17 protein-coding genes are annotated in these 23,157 nt (G+C 75.1%); 10 read left to right on the top strand and 7 right to left on the bottom strand.

Annotation, left to right across the window (positions count from 1 at the left end; genetic code table 11):
- Positions 1–153: 153 nt before the first annotated feature.
- Positions 154–1,989, top strand: a complete 1,836-nt coding sequence (locus ABZ479_RS28845) for a phospholipase C (RefSeq protein WP_500464284.1) — start codon at positions 154–156, stop codon at positions 1,987–1,989.
- Positions 1,990–2,040: 51 nt separating this feature from the next.
- On the opposite strand, the gene ABZ479_RS28840 is transcribed toward ABZ479_RS28845, so the two are convergent.
- From ABZ479_RS28840 to ABZ479_RS28830, 3 genes are read right to left on the bottom strand one after another with little or no spacing between them, the layout of a single operon-like run.
- Positions 2,041–3,576: an ATP-dependent DNA ligase gene (locus tag ABZ479_RS28840; RefSeq protein WP_500464283.1), complete on the bottom strand. Its 1,536-nt coding sequence runs from the start codon at positions 3,574–3,576 to the stop codon at positions 2,041–2,043.
- Between the two features lie 47 nt (positions 3,577–3,623).
- A complete protein-coding gene (locus tag ABZ479_RS28835) occupies positions 3,624–4,760 on the bottom strand; it encodes a site-2 protease family protein (protein WP_500464282.1) in 1,137 nt (378 codons plus the stop codon).
- Between the two features lie 17 nt (positions 4,761–4,777).
- Positions 4,778–5,722, bottom strand: coding sequence for an AraC family transcriptional regulator (locus ABZ479_RS28830; RefSeq protein WP_499604373.1), 945 nt, complete (start codon positions 5,720–5,722; stop codon positions 4,778–4,780).
- A gap of 278 nt (positions 5,723–6,000) precedes the next feature.
- Here ABZ479_RS28830 and ABZ479_RS28825 point away from each other — a divergent pair, with 278 nt between their 5' ends.
- The gene (locus ABZ479_RS28825; protein ID WP_499604375.1) at positions 6,001–6,651 is read left to right on the top strand and encodes a DUF4360 domain-containing protein; all 651 of its coding nucleotides are present in this window, start codon (positions 6,001–6,003) and stop codon (positions 6,649–6,651) included.
- Positions 6,652–6,789: 138 nt separating this feature from the next.
- Complete coding sequence (locus tag ABZ479_RS28820) at positions 6,790–7,227, top strand: glutaredoxin domain-containing protein (protein WP_500464281.1); 438 nt, start codon at positions 6,790–6,792, stop codon at positions 7,225–7,227.
- A gap of 19 nt (positions 7,228–7,246) precedes the next feature.
- Here ABZ479_RS28820 and ABZ479_RS28815 read toward each other — a convergent pair whose 3' ends face one another.
- Positions 7,247–8,101 carry an alpha/beta fold hydrolase gene (locus ABZ479_RS28815; RefSeq protein WP_500464280.1) on the bottom strand — a complete coding sequence of 285 codons (855 nt, stop codon included), beginning with the start codon at positions 8,099–8,101 and terminating at the stop codon, positions 7,247–7,249.
- Between the two features lie 97 nt (positions 8,102–8,198).
- Here ABZ479_RS28815 and ABZ479_RS28810 point away from each other — a divergent pair, with 97 nt between their 5' ends.
- From ABZ479_RS28810 to ABZ479_RS28795, 4 genes are all read left to right on the top strand, one after another.
- On the top strand, positions 8,199–8,831 hold the full coding sequence (locus ABZ479_RS28810; RefSeq protein WP_500464279.1) for a GNAT family N-acetyltransferase: 633 nt from the start codon (positions 8,199–8,201) through the stop codon (positions 8,829–8,831).
- A 181-nt stretch (positions 8,832–9,012) separates the two neighbouring features.
- Positions 9,013–10,869: a DUF2264 domain-containing protein gene (locus ABZ479_RS28805; RefSeq protein ID WP_500464278.1), complete on the top strand. Its 1,857-nt coding sequence runs from the start codon at positions 9,013–9,015 to the stop codon at positions 10,867–10,869.
- Between the two features lie 7 nt (positions 10,870–10,876).
- The gene (locus tag ABZ479_RS28800) at positions 10,877–11,305 is read left to right on the top strand and encodes a PPOX class F420-dependent oxidoreductase (protein WP_500464277.1); all 429 of its coding nucleotides are present in this window, start codon (positions 10,877–10,879) and stop codon (positions 11,303–11,305) included.
- A gap of 291 nt (positions 11,306–11,596) precedes the next feature.
- Complete coding sequence (locus ABZ479_RS28795; protein ID WP_500464276.1) at positions 11,597–12,763, top strand: MBL fold metallo-hydrolase; 1,167 nt, start codon at positions 11,597–11,599, stop codon at positions 12,761–12,763.
- Here ABZ479_RS28795 and ABZ479_RS28790 read toward each other — a convergent pair.
- The 3 genes from ABZ479_RS28790 to ABZ479_RS28780 form a co-directional block, all read right to left on the bottom strand.
- Positions 12,711–13,097 (bottom strand): DUF4981 domain-containing protein, encoded by a 387-nt coding sequence (locus ABZ479_RS28790; RefSeq protein WP_500464275.1) that lies wholly within the window; start codon positions 13,095–13,097, stop codon positions 12,711–12,713. The genes ABZ479_RS28795 and ABZ479_RS28790 overlap by 53 nt on opposite strands.
- A gap of 190 nt (positions 13,098–13,287) precedes the next feature.
- On the bottom strand, positions 13,288–13,842 hold the full coding sequence (locus ABZ479_RS28785; protein WP_500464274.1) for a P-loop nucleotide/nucleoside kinase family protein: 555 nt from the start codon (positions 13,840–13,842) through the stop codon (positions 13,288–13,290).
- 72 nt (positions 13,843–13,914) lie between these two features.
- On the bottom strand, positions 13,915–15,798 hold the full coding sequence (locus ABZ479_RS28780) for a hypothetical protein (protein WP_500464273.1): 1,884 nt from the start codon (positions 15,796–15,798) through the stop codon (positions 13,915–13,917).
- A gap of 357 nt (positions 15,799–16,155) precedes the next feature.
- Between ABZ479_RS28780 and ABZ479_RS28775 the strand changes: the two genes are divergently transcribed.
- Genes ABZ479_RS28775 through ABZ479_RS28765 form a run of 3 tightly spaced genes read left to right on the top strand, consistent with a single transcriptional unit; the run spans position 16,156 to position 23,155 of the window.
- Positions 16,156–17,010, top strand: a complete 855-nt coding sequence (locus ABZ479_RS28775; protein WP_500464272.1) for a DUF4132 domain-containing protein — start codon at positions 16,156–16,158, stop codon at positions 17,008–17,010.
- Positions 17,007–21,989: a hypothetical protein gene (locus ABZ479_RS28770; protein ID WP_500464271.1), complete on the top strand. Its 4,983-nt coding sequence runs from the start codon at positions 17,007–17,009 to the stop codon at positions 21,987–21,989. Before ABZ479_RS28775 ends, ABZ479_RS28770 begins: the two co-directional genes overlap by 4 nt.
- Positions 21,986–23,155: an ATP-binding protein gene (locus tag ABZ479_RS28765; protein ID WP_500464270.1), complete on the top strand. Its 1,170-nt coding sequence runs from the start codon at positions 21,986–21,988 to the stop codon at positions 23,153–23,155. Before ABZ479_RS28770 ends, ABZ479_RS28765 begins: the two co-directional genes overlap by 4 nt.
- Positions 23,156–23,157 lie beyond the last annotated feature (2 nt).

The following is a 23,157-nucleotide window of genomic DNA, read 5'->3' as shown; positions in this document are numbered from 1 at the left end:
CCGCTCGGTCAACGCACGGTCAATTTTCGGCCCACCTTCCCTTACCCCCTGTTCATCCCCGGGCCACCATCGCTCCGCCGACGCGCAGCGCACCGGGCGGAGCATCCGTGGGCGTACGACGCACCGACGATCCTCCCCAGAGGGTGAACCAGCATGATCAGCAGGAGAAGACGAGCAACGGCCCGCGGCCTGGGAGCGCTCCTGAGCGCCGCGGCACTCACCGTCCTCGGCGGCAACGCCGCCGCCTGGGCGGCGCCCGCGCACCACACCGCCCCCTCGTCGACGGCCACGCCCATCAAGCACGTGGTCGTCCTCTTCGACGAGAACGTCTCGTTCGACCACTACTTCGGGACGTACCCGAAGGCCGCCAACACCGACGGCACCAAGTTCACGGCGTCCAAGAAGACCCCGAAGGACATCGACAACCTCGCCACCGCCGGGCTGCTGAAGAAGAACCCCAACCAGTACGCGCCGCAGCGGCTCACCCCGGAGCAGGCCCTGACCTGCGACCAGAACCACTCCTACGGTCCGGAGCAGTACGCCTACGACGGCGGCAGGGCCGACCAGTTCGTGCAGAACACCGACGTCGACACCTGCAGCGGCGGGCTGTTCGGCGAGCCGGGCCTCGTGATGGACTACTACGACGGCAACACCGTCACCGCGCTGTGGAACTACGCCCAGCACTACTCCCTGGGCGACCGCTCCTTCAGCTCGGTCTACGGCCCGTCCACGCCCGGCGCGCTCGACCTGGTCTCCGGCCAGACCCACGGCGTCGTCTCCGTCGACCCGGCCACCGGGACCGAGCACCCGAAGCAGACGTCCACGCCGGACGCCTACACCGTCAAGTCGCCCGACGCCAAGGGCGTCGGCACGGTGATCAACGACCCGGACCCGGCCTTCGACGACTGCGCCGACAAGGACCACACCAGCACCAACCCGCTCGCGGTGATGCAGGGCCGCAACATCGGCGACCTGCTGAACGACAAGCGCGTCAGCTGGGGCTGGTTCCAGGGCGGCTTCCGGCCCTCCACCCCGTGGGACGGCAAGCAGGGCGACTACGCCAAGTGCGACACCACGCACGCCAACATCGGCGGCGCCCCGGTCGTCGACTACAGCCCGCACCACTCCCCGTTCGAGTACTACAGGTCGACGTCCAATCCGCACCACCTGCCGCCCCGCGGCGTCGACGAGATCGGGCACGACGGCCAGGCCAACCACAACTACGACCTGACCGACTTCGACGCCGCCCTCAAGGCCGGCAAGCTGCCCGCCGTCAGCTTCGTGAAGGCGCCCGAGTACCAGGACGGACACGCCGCATACTCCGACCCGATCGACGAGCAGCACTTCCTCGTCCAGCAGATCAACGCGATCCAACAGTCGCCCCAGTGGGGCTCCACCGCGGTCGTCGTGGCCTACGACGACTCCGACGGCTGGTACGACCACACCTTCGCCAAGCCCCGCAACGGCTCCACCGACACCTCCGCCGGCTCCAACGGCAAGGCCACCGACGGCCCGGCCTGCCAGGCCGGACCGAAGGCGTCCGGCGGCTACGCGGACCGCTGCGGCCCCGGCACCCGCCAGCCGCTCCTGGTGGTCTCCCCGTACAGCAAGGTCAACAAGGTCGACCACACCCTGACCGACCAGGCCTCCGTCCTCCGCTTCATCGAGGACAACTGGCGCACCGGCAGGATCGGCGACCACTCCTTCGACGCCACGGCGGGCCCGCTCACCGGGATGTTCGACTTCCGCCACCCCAACGGCAAGCAGGTGCTGCTGAACGCGGACGGCTCGGTGAGGTCGGTCGGCCCCATCCGCCCGGTGAAGGCGCTCGCCACGCACATCACCGCGGGACCGGCGATGCAGGCCACCGCCGCCACGACCGACGCCCCGGCCTTCCCCGCGCTCCCGGTCGGCGTCGGGGCGGCGGCGCTGGCCGCCGCCACCGGCGGGTACCTCACCCTGCGCCGCAGGCGGCGCGGCACCGCCTGACCCCGCTGTCCCGGCGGGCCCGGCACGGTCGCCCCGTGCCGGGCCCGCCCCTCAGCGCCGCAGCGCCAGCACCGTGTCGACGGTGTCCGCCTCGGCGGCCGTCTTGTCCTCGCGGTAGCGCAGGACGCGGGCGAAGCGGAGCGTGACGCCCGCCGGGTAGCGGGTGGAGCGCTGCAGGCCGTCGAAGGCGATCTCGACGACGAGTTCGGGGCGGACCCGGACCACCCATCCGTCGTCGCTGACGGCCAGTTCGCCCAGGCGCCCGGTCTGCCAGTCGAGCATGGCGTCCGTCAGGCCCTTGAAGGTCTTGCCGAGCATCGCGAAGGTGCCGTCGGGGCGGCGGGCGCCGAGGTGGAGGTTGGACAGCTTGCCGGTACGCCGGCCGTGCCCCCACTCGGCGGCGAGGACCACCAGGTCCAGGGTGTGCACCGGCTTCACCTTGAGCCAGGCCGCACCGCGCCGCCCGGCGCTGTACGGGGCGTCGAGCGCCTTGGCGACGATCCCCTCGTGGCCCCGCTCCAGTACCTCCTCCGCGAAGTCGCGGGCCGCCTGACGGACGGCCGGGTCGCCCGGGTCGTGCGCCACCAGCCTGCGCACCCGGCGCGGCTCGGGGGCGACCCGGGCCAGCTCCTCGTGGCGCTCGGCGGTGGACAGGTCCAGCAGGTCGCGGCCGTCCACCGACAGCAGGTCGAAGAAGACCGGCGCCACGGGCAGCGACTCCCGGGCGGCCGCGACGTCCAGGCGCGAGCCCACCCGCGAGGAGGTCTCCTGGAAGGCGCGGGGCCGGCCGTCCGCGCCGAAGGAGATGACCTCGCCGTCGAGCACGGCCTCGGCCACGTCCAACTCCCGCGCCGCGGCGACGACTTCCGGCAGCCGGCCGGTGATCTCGTCCAGCGTGCGGGTGTACACGCGGACGTCCTCGCCGCTCCGGTGCACCTGGACCCGGATGCCGTCCAGCTTCTCCTCCAGCGCGCACGGGCCCAGCCGGTCCAGGGCCTCGTCCACGTCCTTCGCCGTCTGTGCGAGCATCGGCTGCACCGGCCGGCCCACCTCCAGGCGGAACGCCGCCAGCGCCTGAGGACCACCGGCCAGCAGCGCCCGCGCCACCGCGCCGAGCGAACCGGCCAGCATCACCGCGCGCCGCACCTCCTCCGGGGGCGCCCCGGCCGCCGCGGCGAGGCCCTCGATCGCGAGCGCGTCGAGCGCCCCCTGCCGCAACTCGCCGCCGATCAGCCCCAGCAGGAACGCCTGCTCCTCCTCGGTGGCCGCCCCCATCAGCCGCGCCACCAGCCGCTTGCGTTCGGCCGCCGCCCCCTTGCCGGTGACCGCCGCGATCCGGTCCAGCGCCGCGTGGACCTCGCCCACCGTCAGCCGGGGCGCCGGCGCGGGTTCCGCGCGCTCCCGCAGCGTGCTCCAGCCGACCCCGGTACGCCGCTGGGGCAGCCGCCCCGCCAGGTACGTGATCACCACGGGCGCCTCGTCGGGCTCCGCGGTACGCAGCAGCCGGGCCAGCGCCGCCACCTTCTCCGACCGGGCGGGCGTGGCCGCCACCTCCCGGGACGTCCGGGCGAGCTCCGCGAGCAACATGGCTCCATCCTGGACCGCCCGTGCCGTGCGCGCAGCCGCCGCGGAGGTCAGGCGGAGGGCCGCCGGGCCGTCATGCCGCGGTGCTGGACGATCCGGGAGACGTCGCTGCCGGTGAGGATGCCGACCGGGCGGCCGCCGTCGACGACGATGACGCGGACCCCGCCGGCCCCGGGGCGCAGGCGGTCCAGGGCGTCGTTGACGTACTCCTCCGGCGTGCCGGTGGTGGTCTGCGACAGCGGGACGGCGACGTCGCGGACCCGCACCTCGGCGCGGCGCTCCGCCGGGACGGAGGCGAGCCGGCGCAGCTGCACCACCCCGCTGAGGCGACCGTCGAAGTCGACCAGGGGCAGGGTGGAATGCCGGGCGGCGACCGCGACCTCGTCGACGAAGCGGTCCACCGGCAGCCAGTCGGGACCCGTCACGACGGGCGCCGACATGGCGTCCGAGAGGCGCACGCCGCGCAGGGCCGCGTTGATGACCGCCCGCCGCCGCTCCGCACCCGCCGTGAGCGCCATGAAGAGCCCCACCAGGGCGAGCCACAGGCCGCTGGGCGCACCCCGGGCGAAGACCAGCCAGCCGGCCATGACGAAGAGGAAGCCCAGCACCTGCCCACCACGCCCGGCGACCCGGTCGGCGCGGTCGCGGTCCCCGGTCCGCCACCACAGCAGCGCCTGCAGCACCCGGCCGCCGTCCAGGGGCGCGGCGGGCAGCAGATTGAAGACGCCGAGCAGCAGGTTCGCCCAGCCCAGCCACACCAGCAGCGCCCCCGGCAGCGAGCGGGGGGCCGCCGCGTCCACACCGATACCCGCGCCCAGGGCGGCGCCGCCGATGACCAGGCTGGTCAGCGGGCCGCTGACGGCCACCATGAACGCCGCGCCCGCCGAGCCGGGCCGTCCCATGCGCGTCATCCCGCCCATGGCCCACAAGGTGACGTCCTCGACGGACAGGTGCTCGCGCCGAGCCGTGGCCGCGTGGGCCACCTCGTGCGCGAGCAGGCTCGCCATCAGCAGGACCGCGCCCGCGGCCGCGGCGAGGGTGTAGAGCCCCGACGACAGGCCCGGCACCCGGGCGGGCAGCGTCTCGCGGCCGAGTCCGTAACCGAGCAGCACGACGAGGACGGGGACGCTCCAGTGCATCCGGAGCGGGACCCCGAACACGCGCCCGACCTGGACCGAACCGTTCATGACTCCTCCCTCCAGTGTCACTCCGCCCGGACCGTGCCGGCACGGTGCTCCTGGGGGCTCACCCCCCGTACCCGCTTGAAGGCGGCGCTGAGCGCGAAGGGGCTGCCGTAGCCGACCCGGCGGGCGACCGCCCCCAGGGTGGCGTCCGGCTCCAGCAGCAGGTCGGCGGCGAGCGCGAGCCGCCAGCCGGTCAGGTACGCCATCGGCGGTTCACCGACCAGCTCCCCGAAGCGCCGGGCCAGCGCCGCCCGGGACACACCCGCCTCGGCGGCGAGCCCCGCCACCGTCCACGGATGGGCCGGGTTGTTCTGCAGCAGCCGCAGCGCCCGGCCCACCACCGGGTCGGCGAAGGCCCGGTACCAGGCGGGCGCCGCCTCGCCGCGCCGGGCGAACCACGTGCGCAACACGGAGATCAGCAGCAGGTCCAGCAGCCGGTCCAGCACCGCCTCCTGCCCGGGTTCGTCCTTGACGACCTCCTCGGCCAGCAGCGGCAGCAGCGGGCTCTCCCACTCGCGCGCCGGGAGCACCAGCAGCGGCGGCAGCGCGTCGAGCAGCCGCCGGCCGACCGCGCCGTCCAGCCGGTAGGTGCCGACCAGCAGCACGTCGCAGCCGTCACTCCGGTTGCCCCAGGTCCGCACGCCCAGCGCCATCGCGTCGGCCAGGTCGTGGCCCTCCGCCGTACGGCACACCTCACCGGGCAGGATCCACGCCTGCGGCGGGGTCGAGGGGAGGTCGGCGACCGCGTACGGCGCCGGGCCCCGCGCCACGGCCACGTCCCCGGGCAACAGCCGTACCGGCGCGCCGACTTGGGGCACGATCCACGCCCCGCCGCGCGCCGCCGTCATCACGCACAGCGGCGCCCGGTCCTCGATGCGCACCGACCACGGCGGCTCCATGACCATGCGCAGCAGGAAGGCGCCCCGCGCACGGGGGCCGTCGAGCAGGCCCGAGAGTGCGTCCATGTCCTCCAGCCTAGACGTCCGCGTATGAGGGCGGACCGATCGGCCAGGATGCGTCTCAGCCGCCACGACCGGGACCGCGGGGCGTCGTCGACCTCGGCTGACTGTCCGGATCTCACGCGTCACTTCCGCGCCAGGGGTGCCGGGCGTCGGCCATTCCTGTGGAGAACATGTGGTGGTTCTGTACGCGAACGGTGACGCATGGTGTCGTGTATGCGACGCCGAACGGGGTGCACGGCCCGGCGTCGCAGATCCCTCGACGACCTGAAGGGAATCCCCTCATGACGTTACGTGCGATAGCGATGAGCGGCGTGGCCGCCGCCTCGCTGCTCGGCCCGCAGGGCTGGGAGCCGGACGGCGCCACCCCGCCCCCGCCCGACCGGATCGTCATCGACGTGGCGACCGTGAACGGTTCGGGCTGTCCGGCCGGTACCGCGGCCGTCGCCGTCTCCCCGGACAACGAGGCGTTCACCGTCACGTACAGCGCCTACGTGGCCCAGGTGGGCGTGGGCTCCAAGCCCACCGACTTCCGCAAGAACTGCCAGCTCAACCTGAACGTGCACGTGCCGCAGGGCTTCACCTACGCGATCGCCGCCGCCGACTACCGCGGCTTCGCGCACCTGGAGCGCGGCGCCTCCGGCGTGCAGAAGGCGAGTTACTACTTTCAAGGCTCGCCCGAGACCAGCGCCATCAGCCACACCTTCCGCGGCGCGCTGGACGACAACTGGCAGTCCACCGACAGCGTCGACGTCGCCGCACTGGTCTGGGCACCCTGCGGCGAGCTGCGCAACTTCAACATCAACACCGAACTGCGGGTGAGCGCCGGGAGTTCGGACCCGTCGCGGACCACGAGCTTCATGACGATGGACTCCACGGACGGGAGCATCAGGACCACCTACCACCTGGCGTGGAAGGAGTGCCCCGGCGGGTAGCCCGCGGTGTCCCGCGGGTCCCGGACCGGGCGGCGCGCGACGCCCGGTCCGGGACCCCGGTCCGTCGAGCTCTGGTCGGGGGCCGGGTCGGGGGCCGGGGACGAGGGGTGTTCCGGCGTGCCGATAGCCTGCGTCACCATGACGCGCTCATGGACCATGCCGACGCTGATGGTGCTCTGCGGCGCGGTCGCCGCGGCGGGGCCGGCCCTCGCGGGACACCCCGGCAGGGCGGCGGTGCTGCTGCTGGTCTTCCTGGTGCTCGCCGGCGTGCTCTCGCCCCTGTTCTTCCCGAGGCCGGTCGGCGCGCTGGAGGCGCAGCGCCGCAGTGCGGCCGACGGCCGGCCGGTCGTCTTCTGGCGGCCGGGCTGCACCTACTGCATACGGCTGCGCATCCGGCTGGGCCGCGGCGCCCGCCGGCTGCACTGGGTCGACATCTGGCGCGACCCGGCGGGAGCCGCGGTGGTGAGGGCGGCCAACGACGGCAACGAGACCGTGCCGACCGTCGTCGTGGCGGGCCGGTCGCACACCAACCCCGATCCCCGGTGGGTGCGCGAGCAGCTTCCCCCTCCCGCGTGACCGGAGGCCGGGTCCCGGGTCAGGGGGCGGTGATGGCGTCGGCGACCCGTTCGGGCTCGTCCACCTGCACGTAGTGCCCGGCGCGCATCAGCAGGCGCAGTTCGCTGTGCGGGAAGATCACGGAGAACTGCCGGGCGACACGGGTGTTGAGCCAGCGGTCGCGGGTGCCGAAGACCACCCGGACCGGCGGCTGGAACTCCCGCATCTCCGGTATGCGCCGCCGCCGGCTCAGCATCGCGTGCAGCAGTTCGTCGTTGAGCCCCCAGAACGCCGGGCGCGCCGCGGGGAATTGGGCGTAGAGCCGCTCCACGTACGCCTCGCGCACCTCCGGGTCGCGGATGAAGCCGCCCACCTGCCAGGCGTAGAGCCTGCGGTCCAGGTCGGGGCGGCGCCGGGCGACCGCGCGGGCCGCCGAGCGCAGCAGCGGGGTGGAGTACAGGGCGATCGCCGGAGGGCGGCGCAGCGCGGGTGTCCAGTGGTAGTAGGTGTTGAGCAGTACGAGCCGGGCCACGCGGTCCGGGTGGTCCAGCGCCCAGTCGATCGCGGGCGGTCCCGAGGAGTCGTGCGCCACCAGCACCAGGCGGCGGCTCGTCCGGCCCGCCGCGAGGGCGTCGGCGACGGCGGCGAGGTCGTCCACCTGCTGGGCGACGGTGTAGCGCAGGCCGGACGGCTTGTCTGAGCGGCCCCACCCGAGGAAGTCGAAGCGCACCACCGGCAGCCTGCCCGCGAGGTGCGGGAGGAGGCGGTCGTAGAGGCGGCTGCTGTCGGGGAGGCCGTGCATCAGGACCGCTGGCGCGCCCGGGCCGGGGGTGATCTCGGCGTGCAGGCGGTAGGGGCCGTGCGACACGGCCAGCGTCTCGGCGGCCGGGGCCATGGCGACCTCCCTCGGCCTGTGGGCCCCCGTGTGGTTCAGCCTAACGCGGTGTGCCGCAGGGGTTGTGGGAGCGCTCCCATGAGCGCATCATGCCCGCATGACCCCACGCGCCGTGATCCGCCCGTACCGCCCGGAGGACCGGGCCGCCGTCTACGACATCTGTGTGCGCACCGGCCACGAGGGCGGCGACGCGCGGCACCTCTACGCCGACCACGACCTGCTGCCGGACAACTTCGCGGGGCCCTACGCCCACCTCGAGCCCGAACTGGCCTTCGTGGTCGACGACGGCACGCGCGCCGTCGGCTACATCGTCGGCACCGCGGACACCGCCGCCTTCGTGCGGCGCTTCCGCGTCGAGTGGCTGCCCCGCCTCGAACACCGCCACCCCAAGCCGTCCGCGCCCCCGGTCACCCCGGACGAACTGATGGCGGACCTCCTGCACCGCCCCGAGCGCATGATCGTGCCCGAACTCGCCGGGTACCCCGCACACCTGCACATCGACCTGCTGCCCGCCTACCAGCGGCGCGGCTACGGGCGGGAACTGATGGGGCGTCTGTTCTCCTCCCTGGCCGGCCAGGGCGTCGGCGCCGTCCACCTCGGCATGGTCACCGCCAACACCGCGGCGCGCGCCTTCTACGACCGGATGGGTTTCCGGGAGCTCCCCGTGCCGGACCCCGGCCCCCTGACGTACCTGGGACGCCCGACCTCGCCGCCGCCGGTCAAGGGCTGAGGGGAGCCCGCGCCGCGGTCTCGTGCGGCAGCACGTCCTGCCGGGACGCGGCCGGCACAGAGTGGCGTCCTCTCACGCGCCCTGGAAAGCGCTTGCGGCGCGGCGGTAGAGTCACCCGCCGGCCGGTCGCCGCGCGAGGCCGGCGCGCCGCCGAAGCCGTTCCCGACCCCGGAAGGGCCGTATGCGCACCATGACCCGGAGAACGCCGCCGCACCCCTTCGAACTGCCGCCGGAGGACCGGGAACTGAGCCCGTACACGGGCTGGACCCGGACCCACTGGGAGGCGGTCGCCGACGGCCTGCTCGCCGCCGTCGCCCCGTACGCCACGCCCGGTGGGGCGCTTTACCACCTCCCCGGGGGCCGCAGCAGCCGCTCGGGCGCCCGCTCGGACGGCCTGGAGGGGTACGCACGGACGTTCCTGCTCGCCGCGATCCGTGTGGCGGGCGCCGGTGATGACGATCCGTCAGGACTACTGCAGCGCTACGCCGACGGCCTGGCCGCCGGCACCGCGCGCCCCGGCGGGGACGGGCCGGAGGACTGGCCCGTCGTGGCCGACCGCACACAACCGCTGGTCGAGGCCGCGTCCATCGCGATCGGGCTCCGGCTGACCCGCCGCCTGCTCTGGGACCGGCTGGACGGGCCCGTACGCGAACGCGCCACCGCCTGGCTCTCCCGCGCGGCCACCGCACAGGCGTGGCCCAACAACTGGGAGATGTTCCCCGCCACCGTGGGCGGCTTCCTCGGCGACCGGGACGCCGTCGCGCGCGGGCTGCGGCACATCGACCGCTGGTACGTCGGCGACGGCTGGTACTCCGACGGCGACCTGCGCGCCTTTGACCACTACAACGGGTGGGCACTGCACCTCTACCCCGTGCTGGAGGCCTGGTTCTCCGGCGACACCGACCTCCTGGACCGCTACGGCGAGCGGCTGCGCGTCCATCTCGCCGACCACGCCCGGCTGTTCGGCGCCGACGGCGCGCCCCTCCACCAGGGCCGCTCGCTGACCTACCGCGTCGCCGCCGTCGCGCCGCTGTGGCTCGGCGCCCTCACCGGCCGCACCCCGCTGTCGCCCGGCACCACGCGGCGCCTTGCCTCCGGTGCCCTGCGCCACTTCCTGGACCGCGGCGCCGCGGGCCCCGACGGCCTGCTGTCGCTCGGCTGGCACGGGCCCTTCCCCGGTGTCCTGCAGGACTACTCCGGGCCGGGCTCCCCGTACTGGGCGAGCAAGGGCTTCCTCGGCCTGCTGCTGCCGCCCGGTCACGAGGTGTGGACGGCGCCCGAGGAGCCCGCCCCCGTCGAACGCGGCGACGCCCTGACCGCGCTGCCCGCGCCGAACTGGCTGATCCAGTCGACCGCCGCCGACGGCCTCGTACGCCTGCACAACCACGGCAGCGAGGACGACCGCTACGCGGCCCACTACGCGCGGTACGCCTACTCCACCGCCACCGCGCCCCTGACCGGCGACACGCCCCCCGACAACCACTTCGGGCCGCTCGACACCGACGGCGCCGTCACCGCGCGCACCGGGCTCACCCCGCTCGGGGCCGGCGAGGGATGGGCCGCCTCCCGCTCCCGCGCGGGCGACCGGGTCCGCGTCGTCAGCCTCGTGATGGCCAGGGGCGCCGCCGAGGTCCGGGCCCACCTGGTCAGCGGGGCCGCCGCCGGCACGGCCGTACGGCAGACGGGCTGGCCCGCGGGCGAGGGGCTGACCTCCGAGCTGCGGCCGCTGCACGGTCTGCGTGCCGCTCCCGCCCTGCCGCCCACCGCCACCGCGTGCGCCGCTCGCGCGGTCACCCCCGTCCTCACCGGACGGACCACCGAGGCCGGCGGCAGCCGCGGCGACCTCTTCCTCTGCGCGGCCCGGCTCACCGGCGCCGGAGACGCCGGCCCGCTCTCCGCCGTCGCCGGGGTCCGGGTGGGCGTGTCGCCGTCGGGGGTGCACGAGGTGACCGTCACCTGGGCCGACGGAGCCACCCACCGGGCGCGGCTGACCCCGGCGGACGCGGTCGTGGAATCCTCACCCCCGGACGGTCGTTGAGCCAGCCATGAGCGACACAGACCTCCTCCGCCTGCTCGCCGACAATGACGGCGGCGTGCTCGTCACCCTCAAGCGCGACGGCCGCCCCCAGCTGTCCAACGTCAACCACCACTACGACCCGGACACGAAGGTGCTGCGGGTCTCCCTCACCGACGACCGGGCCAAGACCCGCAACCTGCGCCGCGACCCCCGGGCGAGCTACCACGTCACCAGCGCCGACCGCTGGGCCTGGACCGTCGCGGAGGGCACGGCCGAACTCACCCCCGTCGCCGCGGAGCGCGACGACGCGACCGTCGAGGAGCTCATCGACCTCTACCGGGCCGTGCGGGGCGAGCACCCCGACTGGGACGACTACCGCCGGGCCATGGTCGAGGACAAGCGCCTGGTGCTGAAGCTCCACGTCGAGCGCGCCTACGGCCAGCCCGGCCGCGGGTAGCGGCCCGTCCGTCGCGGCCCGGCCGCCGCCCGTGCATGGTGGGGCGGGCGGCACCCGGGCCGCGACGGTGGCACCATCGAAGGTACGGACACGAACTTCCGTACCGGCGAAAAGCCTGGTCACAGACGTGTGGCCGGCCCTGGGCGGGGCCGGCGGGCCGCCCCCAGGACGATCTCGCGAGGGGGCGCGGAACCGGAATGACCGGTGTAGGAGTTGTCGCTGTACATACTGGTTCTGCCGGGGCCTGACGGCTCACGGCACGTTCGTGACCGCCGACCAACGGGAGGTGCCGTGTCCGGCCCCAGTCCGAAGCGTTCCCTGCTCTCCAGCCTCATCCCCGCCTTCGGCGACAACCCGTACGGGGAGCGGATGGAGCGCATCCGGCGGTCGCCGAACTTCGCCGACGGGGTGTTCACCAACCCCGTCGGCGCTCGTACGGCGCCCTCCGGATCGATGCTGCGGTTCGCCCGGACGTACTTCCGCAAGGGGGAGCGGATCCGCAGGGCCCCGGCGGGTGACATCCCGCTGCACACCACGACCCTCGCCGACCTGGCCGCCCCGCCCGCCTCGGGCCTGCGGCTCACCTGGATGGGCCACTCCACCGTCCTCGCCGAGATCGACGGGCGCCGCGTCCTGTTCGACCCGGTCTGGGGCGAGCGGTGCTCGCCGTTCTCCTTCGTCGGCCCCAAGCGGCTCCACGAGCCGCCGGTGGCGCTGAAGGAGCTGGGGGAGGCCGACGCGATCGTCATCTCCCACGACCACTACGACCACCTCGACATGCCGACGATCAAGGCGCTGGCCGGATCCGGCACCCGTTTCGTGGTGCCGCTGGGCGTCGGCGCCCACCTGGAGCGCTGGGGCGTCCCCGCGGACCGCATGACCGAGCTGGACTGGCACGAGTCGACGCAGGTCGCCGGTCTCACCCTCACCGCGACCCCGGCGCGGCACTTCTGCGGCCGCGCGATCCGCAACACCCAGCACACGCTGTGGGCGTCCTGGGTCGTCGCGGGGCCCGAGCACCGCGTCTACCACAGCGGCGACACCGGCTACTTCCCCGGTTTCGCGGAGATCGGCCAGGCGTACGGGCCGTTCGACGCCACCATGGTGCAGATCGGTGCGTACAGCGACTTCTGGCCCGACATCCACATGACCCCCGAGGAGGGCGTCCGCGCCCACCAGGACCTGCGCGGCGAGGTCATGCTCCCCATCCACTGGGGCACGTTCAACCTGGCCCCGCACCCCTGGGAGGAGCCTGCCGAGGGCACCGTCACCGCGGCGCTCGCCGTGGGGGCCCGGGTCGCCGTGCCGCGCCCGGGAGAGCCCTTCGAGCCGGTGGCCGGGCTGCCGCTCGACCCCTGGTGGCGGGCGATCGCGCACGGGGCCGCCACCCGTACCTGGACCGCCCTCACCGACGACGCGCGGCCGGCCGCACCCCAGCCGGACAGCGCCCCGGCCTGAGCCTCCGGGGGCGGGCGCAGCCGCGCCCGCCCCTGCCGCGGGACGGCCGGTCAGCGGGCCTCCCCGAGGGTGGTGAGCGAAGCCGTCCGACGGCGCCCGGCGGCGCCTGCGCGGAGGGCGGGGCGGGCCACCGGCCCCGGGCCACCTGGTGCCCTGCCGCCGCCCATGCGGTGTCCCGCGCCAGGACCGCCCGCACCTGCCAGAACGTCTCCCCGGCCGCCTGCCCGTCCGCCACGGCGGGCTCCGGCGGCTTCCGTTCCGTCGTGCCGCCCGCGGCGAGCGGCGGCGCCTCGATGTTGCCCTGGGCCGCGACACCCCGTCCGCCGGTCCCCACCGTTCCCCGCCCGTACGCGCGGGGCCGTGGCGGCCCCCGCGTTCGGCGGACGTGGGCGGTCGTGGAGGTGCCGCGGTGCGCCGCGACGGGCGGCCGGCCGTGGTCCCCCTCCCGTGCCGCCGCCGACGGGACCTCACGCCAGGCGGCGGGCGGGAGCCGGACAAGCACGTCGCGCACAGCCCGCCGTGCGTCACAGCGCCGGGAAAGGACCGCCCGCGATCCGCAGCGCGAGCTGTACGACGTCCACCGGGCGGGTGGTGTCCACCCGGTGCACGCTGCCCAGGCCGAGCGGTTCGGCCATCTCCGTCCAGAACCGCCACTCCTCCTCGGGGAAGCGCGCGCCCTCCGTGTGCACCGGGTGCCGCGCCGCCGCCCGCTCCCGGAACCTGCGGCGCGCGGTGTCCGGCGGCACCGCGCACCACACCTCGTGCACCTCGGACGCGCCGGCCCGCGCGAGGCCCGCCGCCACCACGGGCCGCATGTGCGCCAGCCACGGGCTCTCCAGCACCGCGCCGACGGGTACGTCCGCGAGCAGCGTCCACAACGTCTCGCCCGCCGCGGCACCCAGGCAGCGGCTCCACTCCCGCGCCCCGCTGCCCTCCGGGCGCAGCGCGGCCAGCGCGTCGGCCAGGGTCTCCTTCACCGAGTCCTTGCTGAACAGCGGGAGCTCCAGTTCGCGGGCGAGCATCCGGGCGAGGGTCGTCTTCCCGGCGCCGGGGAGACCGTTGACCAACACAGCTAACATGCCGCGACCTTAACCACGGCACGGCCCGCGCAGGAGGGCGCCGCCCCGGCGCTGCGCGCGTCATCCGGAGCCTCACAGGTGCGTCGCGGCCGCCTCCTCGGTGACGTCGATGCCCGTGAACCGGGCCCAGTTGCGCCCGATCTCACCCCAGGCCGCCACCGGCCCGCCGCCCAGGCGGCCGGTGAACAGCGGCCGCAGATCGGTGTCGCGTTCCGCCCAGGCCGCGGAGAACTGGCTGCGGGTCACCCGCAGGCTGGTGTTGAGCTGGACGACGGCCGCCCGGGCGCAGTCCTCGCGCCATTCGTCGTCCGTCCAGGCGGCGGAGCCGACCGGGGGCCGCGCGGCCAGTGCCAGGCTGAGGAAGCACGCCGCGTTGTAGTTGACGAGGTATCCGGCGGCGGCCCTGTTGGAGCCGCGGTGCCGTGGCGCGGAACCGGCGATGCCCGCCCGGCTGTGGGTGTCGCCGCCCACGTGGTCGGCACCGGCGTGGTGGTCGGCGTACAGCAGCCGGCGCAGGCCCCAGTCGCGGCCGCCCCGCAGCCGGCCCCAGCGCGCCCAGCCCCCGGTGACCTCCCGCGCCACGTCGCGGAACGCCGTGCGGACGTCGTCGGGTTCGGGCGAGCCGTTCTGGCGCAGCACCTCGGCGGCGCCGGCGATGCGTACCGCCCCGCGGAAGGAGCGGCGCCGGGTGCGCAGGGAGGGGCGGGGCCGCTCCATGGCCCACCACTGCCGCCAGTAGCGGCGTTCGCCCAGGTTGCGGCGGCCGGGCAGCAGGGTGCGGGCGTACCGCCGCAGGATGGCCCGCCGCGACAGGCGCTTGAGCAGCCGTTCCAGGTGCTCCCGCGAACCGGGTTCGCGGCGCCTGCTGCGCTCCGCGTGCCGTGCCGGGTAGCGGCTCTCCTCGGCGCGGGCGATGGAGAGCCGGTAGGCCGTCTCGATGTGCTCGGGCCACAGCTGGACGCAGTACGTGTAGATCTCGACGGCCTGCCGGATGTGGTCGCCGGGGTCGGCGACCCCGGGGAACTGGCCCATCAGCTCCAGGACGCCCGCCTGGTGCTGGCGGACGGTGAGGTTCCCCGGCACCAGCGCGGCGGCCTCCTCGAAGTGCTCCAGGGCCCGCTCGTGGGCGGCGCGCTCGCCGCTCACGTCCCGGCGCTTGTTCGCGGCGAGCGCGTCCTCCTGCGCCCTGGTGCCCATGCGGTAGTGGCGGTAGGCGTCGGGGTCGTCGCCCCAGCTCTCCCAGCGGGGGATGCGGTCCTGCGAGCGCGGATCGGCGAGGATCTTGACGGTGCAGTAGCAGGCCACGCGTTCGTACAGCTCCCGCTCGGCGTCGCGCCTGTCCCGGTCGGTGGCGCCCGGCGCGGGGGTGTGGCCCTCCAGGATGGTCGCGGCCACCACCGTGTTCTTCGGCATGTACAGGATCCGCACCGAGAAGCGGGTCGGCTGGTCGCCCGTCGACAGGCAGTGCAGCATCACGTGGTACGCCCGGGGGCGGAAGAACGCGAGCCGCTTCATCACGTCCACCCAGCCGTGCGGGGAGGAGGCGGTCTCCGGTGCCGGGTCGGGCCCGATGGTCGTGCCGCTGCCCGGGGTGAGGACGTTCGGGCCGAGCGCGTCGGCGGCCATGTGCTCCGTGATGTACGCGGCGAGTTCGGCGGTGACCGCGGACTCGTGGCCGTGGCCGTGATCGGGGGTGCCGGGGGCGCCGCCGTTGCCGCGGTGCCCGTTGCCGTGGCCGCCGAGCAAACCGCGGTCCTCGCACACCACCACGGGCAGCAGCCTGCTGCTGCGATGCCGCCGCAGCAGGCCCGAGCCCAGTCGCAGCAGGCCGATGAACACGGCCACCGCGAAGATGCCGAGCACCCACACGGCGGTGCCCCCGGACTGCTCCCAGAACCCCTCCGGCCACGGGCCGCCGTCCCCGGCGGCCGCGGGCGCGGCGAAGACCGTCCCCATGGCACATCCCCCCGTCACATCCCCTTTGTGTGCTCTTATGACGATCCCCATCCGGGGAGATCGCCAAGCCCCGTACAGGGGTGGCGAATCGTCAACTCTCAGCCGCGGAAGGGGTTGTGGGGCGCGGAGGACGGACGGTGCCGAAGGGGTCGGTGCCGCGGAGCGACCGGCCCGTCAGGCGGGCGGGGCGCCCAGCGCGTCCGGCGGCCCGGAAGGGCCCCGCGCAGGGCCTCCCGGCGCCGGCGCCGCGCCCTTCCGGTTGTGGCCGGACGCGTCGTCAACAGGGTGGCGGGGGCGTTGTCAGTGGCCTCGCCTAGTGTTCCGGTCACTTGATCACGGCGTTGCAGGGAGGCACGCATGGGGTGGGTCACGGTGGGCGACTACGAAGTCGCCCTCGACGAGGGGAAGGTCGTGTGCCGCAACGCGGCCGGCCGCCGGCTGAAGTCGGTGCCGTCCAAGCTGGCGGACGACCCGGTGGTCACGGGGTTGCGGCAGCTCACCGAGTGGCTGGAACGGCACGAACGCAAGTGCCTCGCCGACGTCGAGCGCTGGATGGTGCGGTCGCTGCCCGTGCCCCTCGCCGTGATCGGCGGCGTGTGGCCCGACCCGGCCTGGCGGGCGGCCCTGCGCGATCTCGTCGTCACCGGGGAGGACGGAGAGGTCGCCGGCTTCCTGCGGGACGCCGACGCCGAGCGCGGCCTCGGCCTGGTCGACCTCGACGGCGACACCGTGCGGATCGCCCCGGAGCTGGTCCGGATCCCGCACCCCGTCCTCCTCGACGACCTGGAGGAGCTGCGGGAGTTCGCCGTCGAGCTGGGCGTGGAGCAGAAGGCCGGGCAGCTCTTCCGCGAGGTGTGGCGGCGGCCCGAGGGGCTCGACCCCGAGGGCACCTTCGTCGAGGAGTACGCGGGCGGCAGCTTCAAGGAGCTGCGTTTCCTGCACGGCCGCGCCACCTCCCTCGGCTACCGGGTGCGCGGCGGGCACTCCGTCTGCCCCGTGCTGGAGGAGGGGCGTGCCATCGAGGCCCGCATCTGGATCGGCGACTACGACGGCTGGAGCGAGACCGAGACCGGGCCCCTGACCTGGACGGACACCGCAGGCAAGACCCTGACGCTCGGCCAGGTCGGCCCCGTCGCCTGGTCGGAGGGCATGCGCATGGCGGCCGCGCTCTACGCGGGACGCGACATCGAGGACGAGGAGCAGGCGGCATGACCACGTACGACCCCACCACCACGGCCGCGCTGCTCGACGCCGGCGCGGTGCTGCCCCCCGGCACCACCACGCGTGAGGACGCCGACACGCTCACCGTCCGCACCTACACCCACCCCGTGCTCGACGACCGGCGGGTCGTCCGGCTCGTGCCCGGCACCCTCGGCGAGGCCGAGGACCTCGCCCTGGACTTCCTCGGCCTCACCCGAGAGGACGAGGCCCCCGAGGTCGGCCAGGTCCGCCGGGAGACCCTCGGTTTCCCCGCCTGGGCGCTGGTCAACGACCCGGCCAACGGCCACCACGCGCTCGCCCTGGTCAAGGACGTCGAACGGCTCGCCCGGATGGCCAAGTCCCGCGCCGGCGCCGCCAAGGACGGCTTCGACGCACTCGCCGAGCGCCTGGGCCGGGCCGTGCCGCACTTCCTGCCCACCTTCCACGAGCAGGCCGCCCGCGTCTTCCTCCAGCACGAGAACACCACGTACGCCGCCGCCTTCTTCGGCAAGGCCCGCGCCGCCGAACGCGTCCACGGCCTCGCCGTCGACGAGGACCGGCAGCGCGCGGTGTTCCTGGAGTTCGCCTTCGCCGGCGCCCTCACCGTCAAGGCCCTCAAGGAGCACGTCAAGGACCTGGCGCGGCGGCTGGACCCGGCGGAGGCCTGGGGGCAGTTCCGGCAGCTGATCGTGGAACGCTGCGCCGCCGGGATGCCCCCGTACGCCTCCCTCCCGCAGGACGCCAGGAGCCTGATCAAGGCCGCCGGGCTCGACCGGGTCACCGAGGAGTGCGCCCTCGTCGCCGACCTCGTCGCCTCGCCCGCGGTCGTCCGCGCGCCGGGCTCCTTCTGGACCGCCTACCGTGCCACCCTCGTCGTCCTCGCCGGGAGCGAAGCGGCCGTGCGGGCACGGCTGCTGGAGATCATGCCGGCCGGGCTCGGCCGTGACGCCGAGGGCGACGAGTCCTGGCTCGCCCTGCTCGTCGAGACCGGCGCCGACACCCTGCTCACCGGCGAGGCGGGGGAGGCCGCGCGGGCCGTCGACGCCGCCGACTGGCTGAGCCGCTGGGCGAGCCACCGCAAGCACGGCTCCGGCGCCTCCGAACGCTCCGCGGCCACCCTCGACCTCGTCACCCGCATGGCGCCCCGGCTGCGGGCCGACGGCCGGCCCGTCGACCTCTTCACCGGCCGCTGGCACCAGGGCGCCGAGATCGACCTGCTCGACCTGTGCGCCGCCGAGCGCGTGCCGCTGACCGTCCCCGGTGCGGACGTCACCGTGCACCTGCCGCTGCGCCGCTGGCTGGAGACCGCCGACCCGGCCCGCCGCGACCTCGTCGCCACCGGAGCCGACCCGCGCCTGCGCCGCCTGCTGCACGAGGCCGTCGGCAGCCTCGGCGAGGACCGGGGGCTGCCCGGCGTGCTGCAGGCCCTGGCCGGTCACCCGGTGCTCGGCGACGTCCTGCACACCTGGCTGGACGAGGCCGCCGGGCAGTTCACCCGCGCCGCGGGCCTGCCCGCCGCCCGCGCCGCCGTGAGCCGGCTGCGCCCCTTCCGCGCCGTCGCGGCCCGGGTCAACCCGCAGGCCGTGGCACGCGTCGCCGCGCACGACATCGCGCCGACGCTCGGCCGCACCCTCCGCGAGGGCATCCTCGACGAACTGGGCTGGCCCGCCCTCGAAGAGGGCCTGCGGCTGCTGGACGCCGCGGTCGGCAAGAAGAAGAACCACGAACTCGCCGTCGCCGAGGCCTGGCCCGCGCTGATCCTCAGCCGCGGGGACAAGGCCGTCGTCGTCGGGCCCGACACGGTGCTGCTCGAGCACGACCTGCGCATCCCCGTCGAACTCGACCGCTGGAGCCGGCCCCACTTCCGCTGGGCCGACGGCGAACTCCTCGTCATGTGGTGGCAGGACGGCAAGCAGCTCGGCTACTGGTCCGCCCGGCCCGCCGACGTGTTCACCGTCGGCGGTGAGGAACTCCCGCACTGGTGGCACGGCCACGTCGCCGCCCCGTCGATCCCGCTGCCCGGCGGCGGCCGTGCCACCGGCGGCCGCACCCTGCACGCCGGTGACACCGTGCTGCCGCCCAGCCGCCCCGTCCTCGGCGACGGCACCACGCTCTGGCGCCAGGGCAAGCAGGGCGGCCACGAGGTGTGGTTGGAGTACGACCCGGTCACCGGCACCCACGGCCGCGCCTCACTGCCCGCCTTCCTCCGCTCCGGCATCCGCGACGGAGCGCGGCTCCGCCAGGAGGACTGCGAGCTCCTGCCGCTGCAACCCGGCCTCGAACACAGCCCCTTCGGCACCGACGGCACCGTCCTCGGCCGATGGGTGCGCGTCGAGGGCGAGGACGGCGGCTCCCGTACCGTCGCCGGCACACCCGACGGCCGTACGGTCGCCCTGCCCACCCGGCAGCGGCGGTGGTCCGCTTGCGTCCCGCTGGGCGCGCTGCGGCTCCCCGGCGGGGCCGGGCCCGTGGCCGCCCTCGTCGGCCAGAACGTGTCGCTGTACGCCGCGGGCGACGTCACCTGCGACGACGAACTCGGCAGTGTGACGCTCACGCAGCAGGGCGGCGACTTCGCCGCCGGCACCCGCTACGTACCGCCGCTCGCCTACTGGCACGCCTTGCGCCCCCGCGACGAAGGCGCCTCCGCGGTGCTGCGCGCCCTCACCGACGAGCAGGCGGCCGAGCTGCTGCGCGCCGGCGCCCACGCCCTGGCGGAGCGTCAGGCCGAGGTGGACCGCACCAAGAAGTACACCGGCCCGTCCGCGGAGGCCGTCGTGCGCGCCGCGGTCGCCGCCGCCCTCCCGGCCCTCACCGACGAACGGCTCCTCATCGGAGTCACCGCCCTCGTCAGGGGCACACTCCGGCACGCCGAGTCCGTCGCCTCCTTCGTCGCCCCGCCCGCCGACAAGCCACGGCAGCCGCGGCGCACGGAGGAGATGTTCGCCGACCACAAGCCGCTGCACGGCGACGACACCACCTTGCGCGCCGCCACCCTCGGCATCGCCGACCAGCCGGGCCACTCCTGGTGGGGCGGCGGCACGGAGTGGAGCGTGCTCCGCCAGATCCGGGCGGTCAACCACGTCCTGTCCGGCAAGGAGGCCGACGGCAAGCCGCTGCCGAACCGGGCGGAGCTCGGCGCCGTCGGCGACGGCTGGCGCAGCGAGGAGCACACCGTTCCCGCCATGGGCACGGAGTGGCCGCCCGCGCTGGCCGTGCTGCGCCCCCTGGCCTACCGTGCCGCGTCGCCGGTCACGAGCCAGGCGATCCGCGAGGGACTGCTCCTCCTCTTCGACGCGATCACCGAGGGGCCGCTCGCGGTGCCAGGCAGCGGCCTGCGCGAGGTCGTCCTCAGCGAGAGGCACGGGAAGCAGCAGCGCGCGGGACAGGTCCTGCGCAAGGACGGACGCACCGTCGTGATCCTCGGCTGCCGGCGGATCGACGGCGACCGCAACCGCGTCCACTGGCTCGCCCTCGACCACGACCCCACCGGGGCGTTCGGCGCCGTCGCGCACTTCACCCTGGAGCACGAGACGGACCGCGCGCCGGCCTTCCCCGCCGAGCGGCTCGCCGCCGTCACCCGCCTCATCCGCGACAAGGGCCCCGCACCCTGGCACCGCTGCGCCCCCGATGCGCTCGCGGCGGCCACCCGCGGCGGCCTCGGTCCCGTCCAGGCGACCCTGCTCCTCGCCGGGCGACCGGAGGAGCCGGGCGCCGAGGCGCTGACCCTCATGGAGCTGAAGACACGTCAGAAAGCTTTTGGTGAAGGCCTGCTGAGCTCGGTCCCCCGGCATGACTGCGCCGCCCTCATGGGCGCCCTCCTGCCCGACGACCCCGCCGACCTGTGGACCCACGGTCCCGACGCGGACGCCGCGGGCCGCGTCTGGCGCGAACGCCTCGGCGACGTCGTCCGCCTGCCCGAGGACATCGCGGCCGACCTCGCCGGAGTCACCGCCGCGTCCGCCGAGGCCGTGCTCAACCCGGCGCTGACGCCGTGGCTGAGCCGCACCACCGTGCAGCGCCCCGACAAGGACGGCGAGCTCGTCCCCGCCGACCCCGCCGCGCTGCCCGGCCGGTACGACCTCACCCGCTCCGTCGCCGCCCTGGCCGGGCTCGCCTACGGGCTGCCGTACGGCCATCCGCTGCGCGCCGCCCTCCCCGAGGGCCTGGCCGCGCTGCGCCGGCGGATCGCCGACCCCGGCCTGCTGCTCGACATCGACATCGCCTGGACGGAGAAGGGCCGCCCCACCGCGGCCCAGATCCGCAAGGCGTACGGCCTGCCCGCCGCCGGCGGCGCCGGCACCCACGGCATGACCGACGTGGGCGAGGCGCTCGTGCTCCGCCCCTGGTACAGCGACACCGAGACGGTCCTCCTCCGCCCGGCCGGGCTCACCGGGGCCGACGACCCCGTCCTCGGCCTCGTCGAGGGACTCGTCGGCGTCCAGAGCGACAGCGGCGTGCAGGCGCTGCGCGCGGTGCTCGACGGCGAACTCGCCCGCGCCGTCGCGGCGGGCGGCGGAGCCGGCGAACCGGCGGGACACGCCCAGGACCCCACGGTCTCCGTCCCCGCCCTCGTCACCGAGGTCGCCGGCGCCCACGGACTGGGCGAGGACGCCGCGGCGCTCTACCTCCAGCTGCTCGCCCTGCCCGACCCCACGGACCGCAACTGCGCCCGCTGGACGGGCTGGAAGCCCACCCGCATGAAGAAGGCCCGCGCCGAACTGGCCGCGACCGGCCTCGTCGTCGAGGCCAAGCGCCCCCGCGCCGGCCGCACCCTCTTCCTGCCCTGCGGCTGGCGCGACCTCAAGGCCCCCGCCGTCCCCGTGGAGACGTGGAAGGAAGGCCTGTACCCCGTCCGCGACCACACCCGCGTCGTGCCCCTGCTGCCCGTGCCCGAGCTGTTCGCCCGCGCATGGGAACGCGTCCGCTCCGGCGACGCCCCCGGCTTCGAAGAACTCACCACCCGTGCCACCCGGAAGGGCCGCCGCCGATGACCACCACCGCCTCCGCACCCGCCGCGCGGCAGATCACCCCGCCCGAGGACCGGTTCGCCACCGAACTCGCCTTCCTCGCCGCCCACGACGGCGGACCCCGCCCGCCCGCCTGGCGGCTCACCCCGCGCGCCGTCGTCACCTTCGTGATGGGCAGCGGCGGGCAGGCCCTGCGCCTGCCCGACGACGCCGAGGTCCCCGAGGGCGTGCCGCGGCGCCTCGTCGTCGAGGCCAAGTTCGTCGGCGACCGCGCCCTGGTGGAGCGGTGCGTCGTCACCCTCGCCGGGGAACGCGGCCTGCTCCTCGTCGGCGAGCCCGGCACCGCCAAGTCGATGCTCTCCGAACTGCTGTCGGCCGCGGTCTGCGGCACCAGCGGGCTCGTCGTCCAGGGCACCGCGGGCACCACCGAGGACCAGCTCAAGTACGGCTGGAACTACGCCCTGCTGCTCGCCCAGGGCCCCAGCCGGCAGGCGCTCGTCCCCTCACCCGTGCTGACCGCGATGACCCGCGGCGCCGTCGCCCGCGTCGAGGAGGTGACCCGCTGCCTGCCCGAGGTGCAGGACTCCCTGGTCTCCCTGCTCTCCGAACGGCGCATCGCCGTCCCCGAACTCGCCGGCGGCGACGACGCCCTGGCGCACGCGGCGCCCGGCTTCAACCTGATCGCCACCGCCAACCTCCGCGACAAGGGCGTCTCCGAGATGTCCGCCGCCCTCAAGCGGCGCTTCAACTTCGAGACCGTCGGCCCCATCGGCGACCTCGACGCCGAGACGGCACTCGTGCGCAGCCAGTCCCGCGCCGCCGTCGAACGGGCCGGCGCCCCCTACCAGGTCGACGACGCCGTCCTGGAGGCCCTCGTCACCGCCTTCCGCGACCTGCGCGAGGGCCGCTCCGCCGAGGGCTGGGAGGTCGAGCGGCCCTCCACGGTGATGAGCACCGCGGAGGCCGTCGCGGTCGCCGGCGCGCTCGCCCTGGCCGCCGCCTACTTCCCCGGCGACCGGGACGTGCTGGGGCTGCTGCCCGGCCACCTCCTCGGCGTCGTGCGCAAGGACGACCCGGCCGACGCCGCCCGCCTCCTCGGCTACTGGGACGGCCCCGTACGGCGCCGCGCCGAGCAGGGCTCACCGACCTGGCGCACCCTGTGGGAGCTGCGCGCCGTCCTGGAGGGCTGAGC

It is taken from the genome of Streptomyces sp. NPDC005722 (genome assembly GCF_040630935.1).
Taxonomy (GTDB): domain Bacteria; phylum Actinomycetota; class Actinomycetes; order Streptomycetales; family Streptomycetaceae; genus Actinacidiphila.
This window is presented reverse-complemented; position numbering and strand designations above follow the sequence as displayed.

Excerpts from the sequence above, each read along its gene's own strand:
- ABZ479_RS28845 (WP_500464284.1), top strand. The coding sequence starts at position 154 with ATGATCAGCAGGAGAAGACGAGCAACGGCCCGCGGCCTGGGAGCGCTC.
- ABZ479_RS28840 (WP_500464283.1), bottom strand. The coding sequence starts at position 3,576 with ATGTTGCTCGCGGAGCTCGCCCGGACGTCCCGGGAGGTGGCGGCCACG.
- ABZ479_RS28835 (WP_500464282.1), bottom strand. The coding sequence starts at position 4,760 with ATGAACGGTTCGGTCCAGGTCGGGCGCGTGTTCGGGGTCCCGCTCCGG.
- ABZ479_RS28830 (WP_499604373.1), bottom strand. The coding sequence starts at position 5,722 with ATGGACGCACTCTCGGGCCTGCTCGACGGCCCCCGTGCGCGGGGCGCC.
- ABZ479_RS28825 (WP_499604375.1), top strand. The coding sequence starts at position 6,001 with ATGACGTTACGTGCGATAGCGATGAGCGGCGTGGCCGCCGCCTCGCTG.
- ABZ479_RS28820 (WP_500464281.1), top strand. The coding sequence starts at position 6,790 with ATGACGCGCTCATGGACCATGCCGACGCTGATGGTGCTCTGCGGCGCG.
- ABZ479_RS28815 (WP_500464280.1), bottom strand. The coding sequence starts at position 8,101 with ATGGCCCCGGCCGCCGAGACGCTGGCCGTGTCGCACGGCCCCTACCGC.
- ABZ479_RS28810 (WP_500464279.1), top strand. The coding sequence starts at position 8,199 with ATGACCCCACGCGCCGTGATCCGCCCGTACCGCCCGGAGGACCGGGCC.
- ABZ479_RS28805 (WP_500464278.1), top strand. The coding sequence starts at position 9,013 with ATGCGCACCATGACCCGGAGAACGCCGCCGCACCCCTTCGAACTGCCG.
- ABZ479_RS28800 (WP_500464277.1), top strand. The coding sequence starts at position 10,877 with ATGAGCGACACAGACCTCCTCCGCCTGCTCGCCGACAATGACGGCGGC.
- ABZ479_RS28785 (WP_500464274.1), bottom strand. The coding sequence starts at position 13,842 with ATGTTAGCTGTGTTGGTCAACGGTCTCCCCGGCGCCGGGAAGACGACC.
- ABZ479_RS28780 (WP_500464273.1), bottom strand. The coding sequence starts at position 15,798 with ATGGGGACGGTCTTCGCCGCGCCCGCGGCCGCCGGGGACGGCGGCCCG.
- ABZ479_RS28775 (WP_500464272.1), top strand. The coding sequence starts at position 16,156 with ATGGGGTGGGTCACGGTGGGCGACTACGAAGTCGCCCTCGACGAGGGG.
- ABZ479_RS28770 (WP_500464271.1), top strand. The coding sequence starts at position 17,007 with ATGACCACGTACGACCCCACCACCACGGCCGCGCTGCTCGACGCCGGC.
- ABZ479_RS28765 (WP_500464270.1), top strand. The coding sequence starts at position 21,986 with ATGACCACCACCGCCTCCGCACCCGCCGCGCGGCAGATCACCCCGCCC.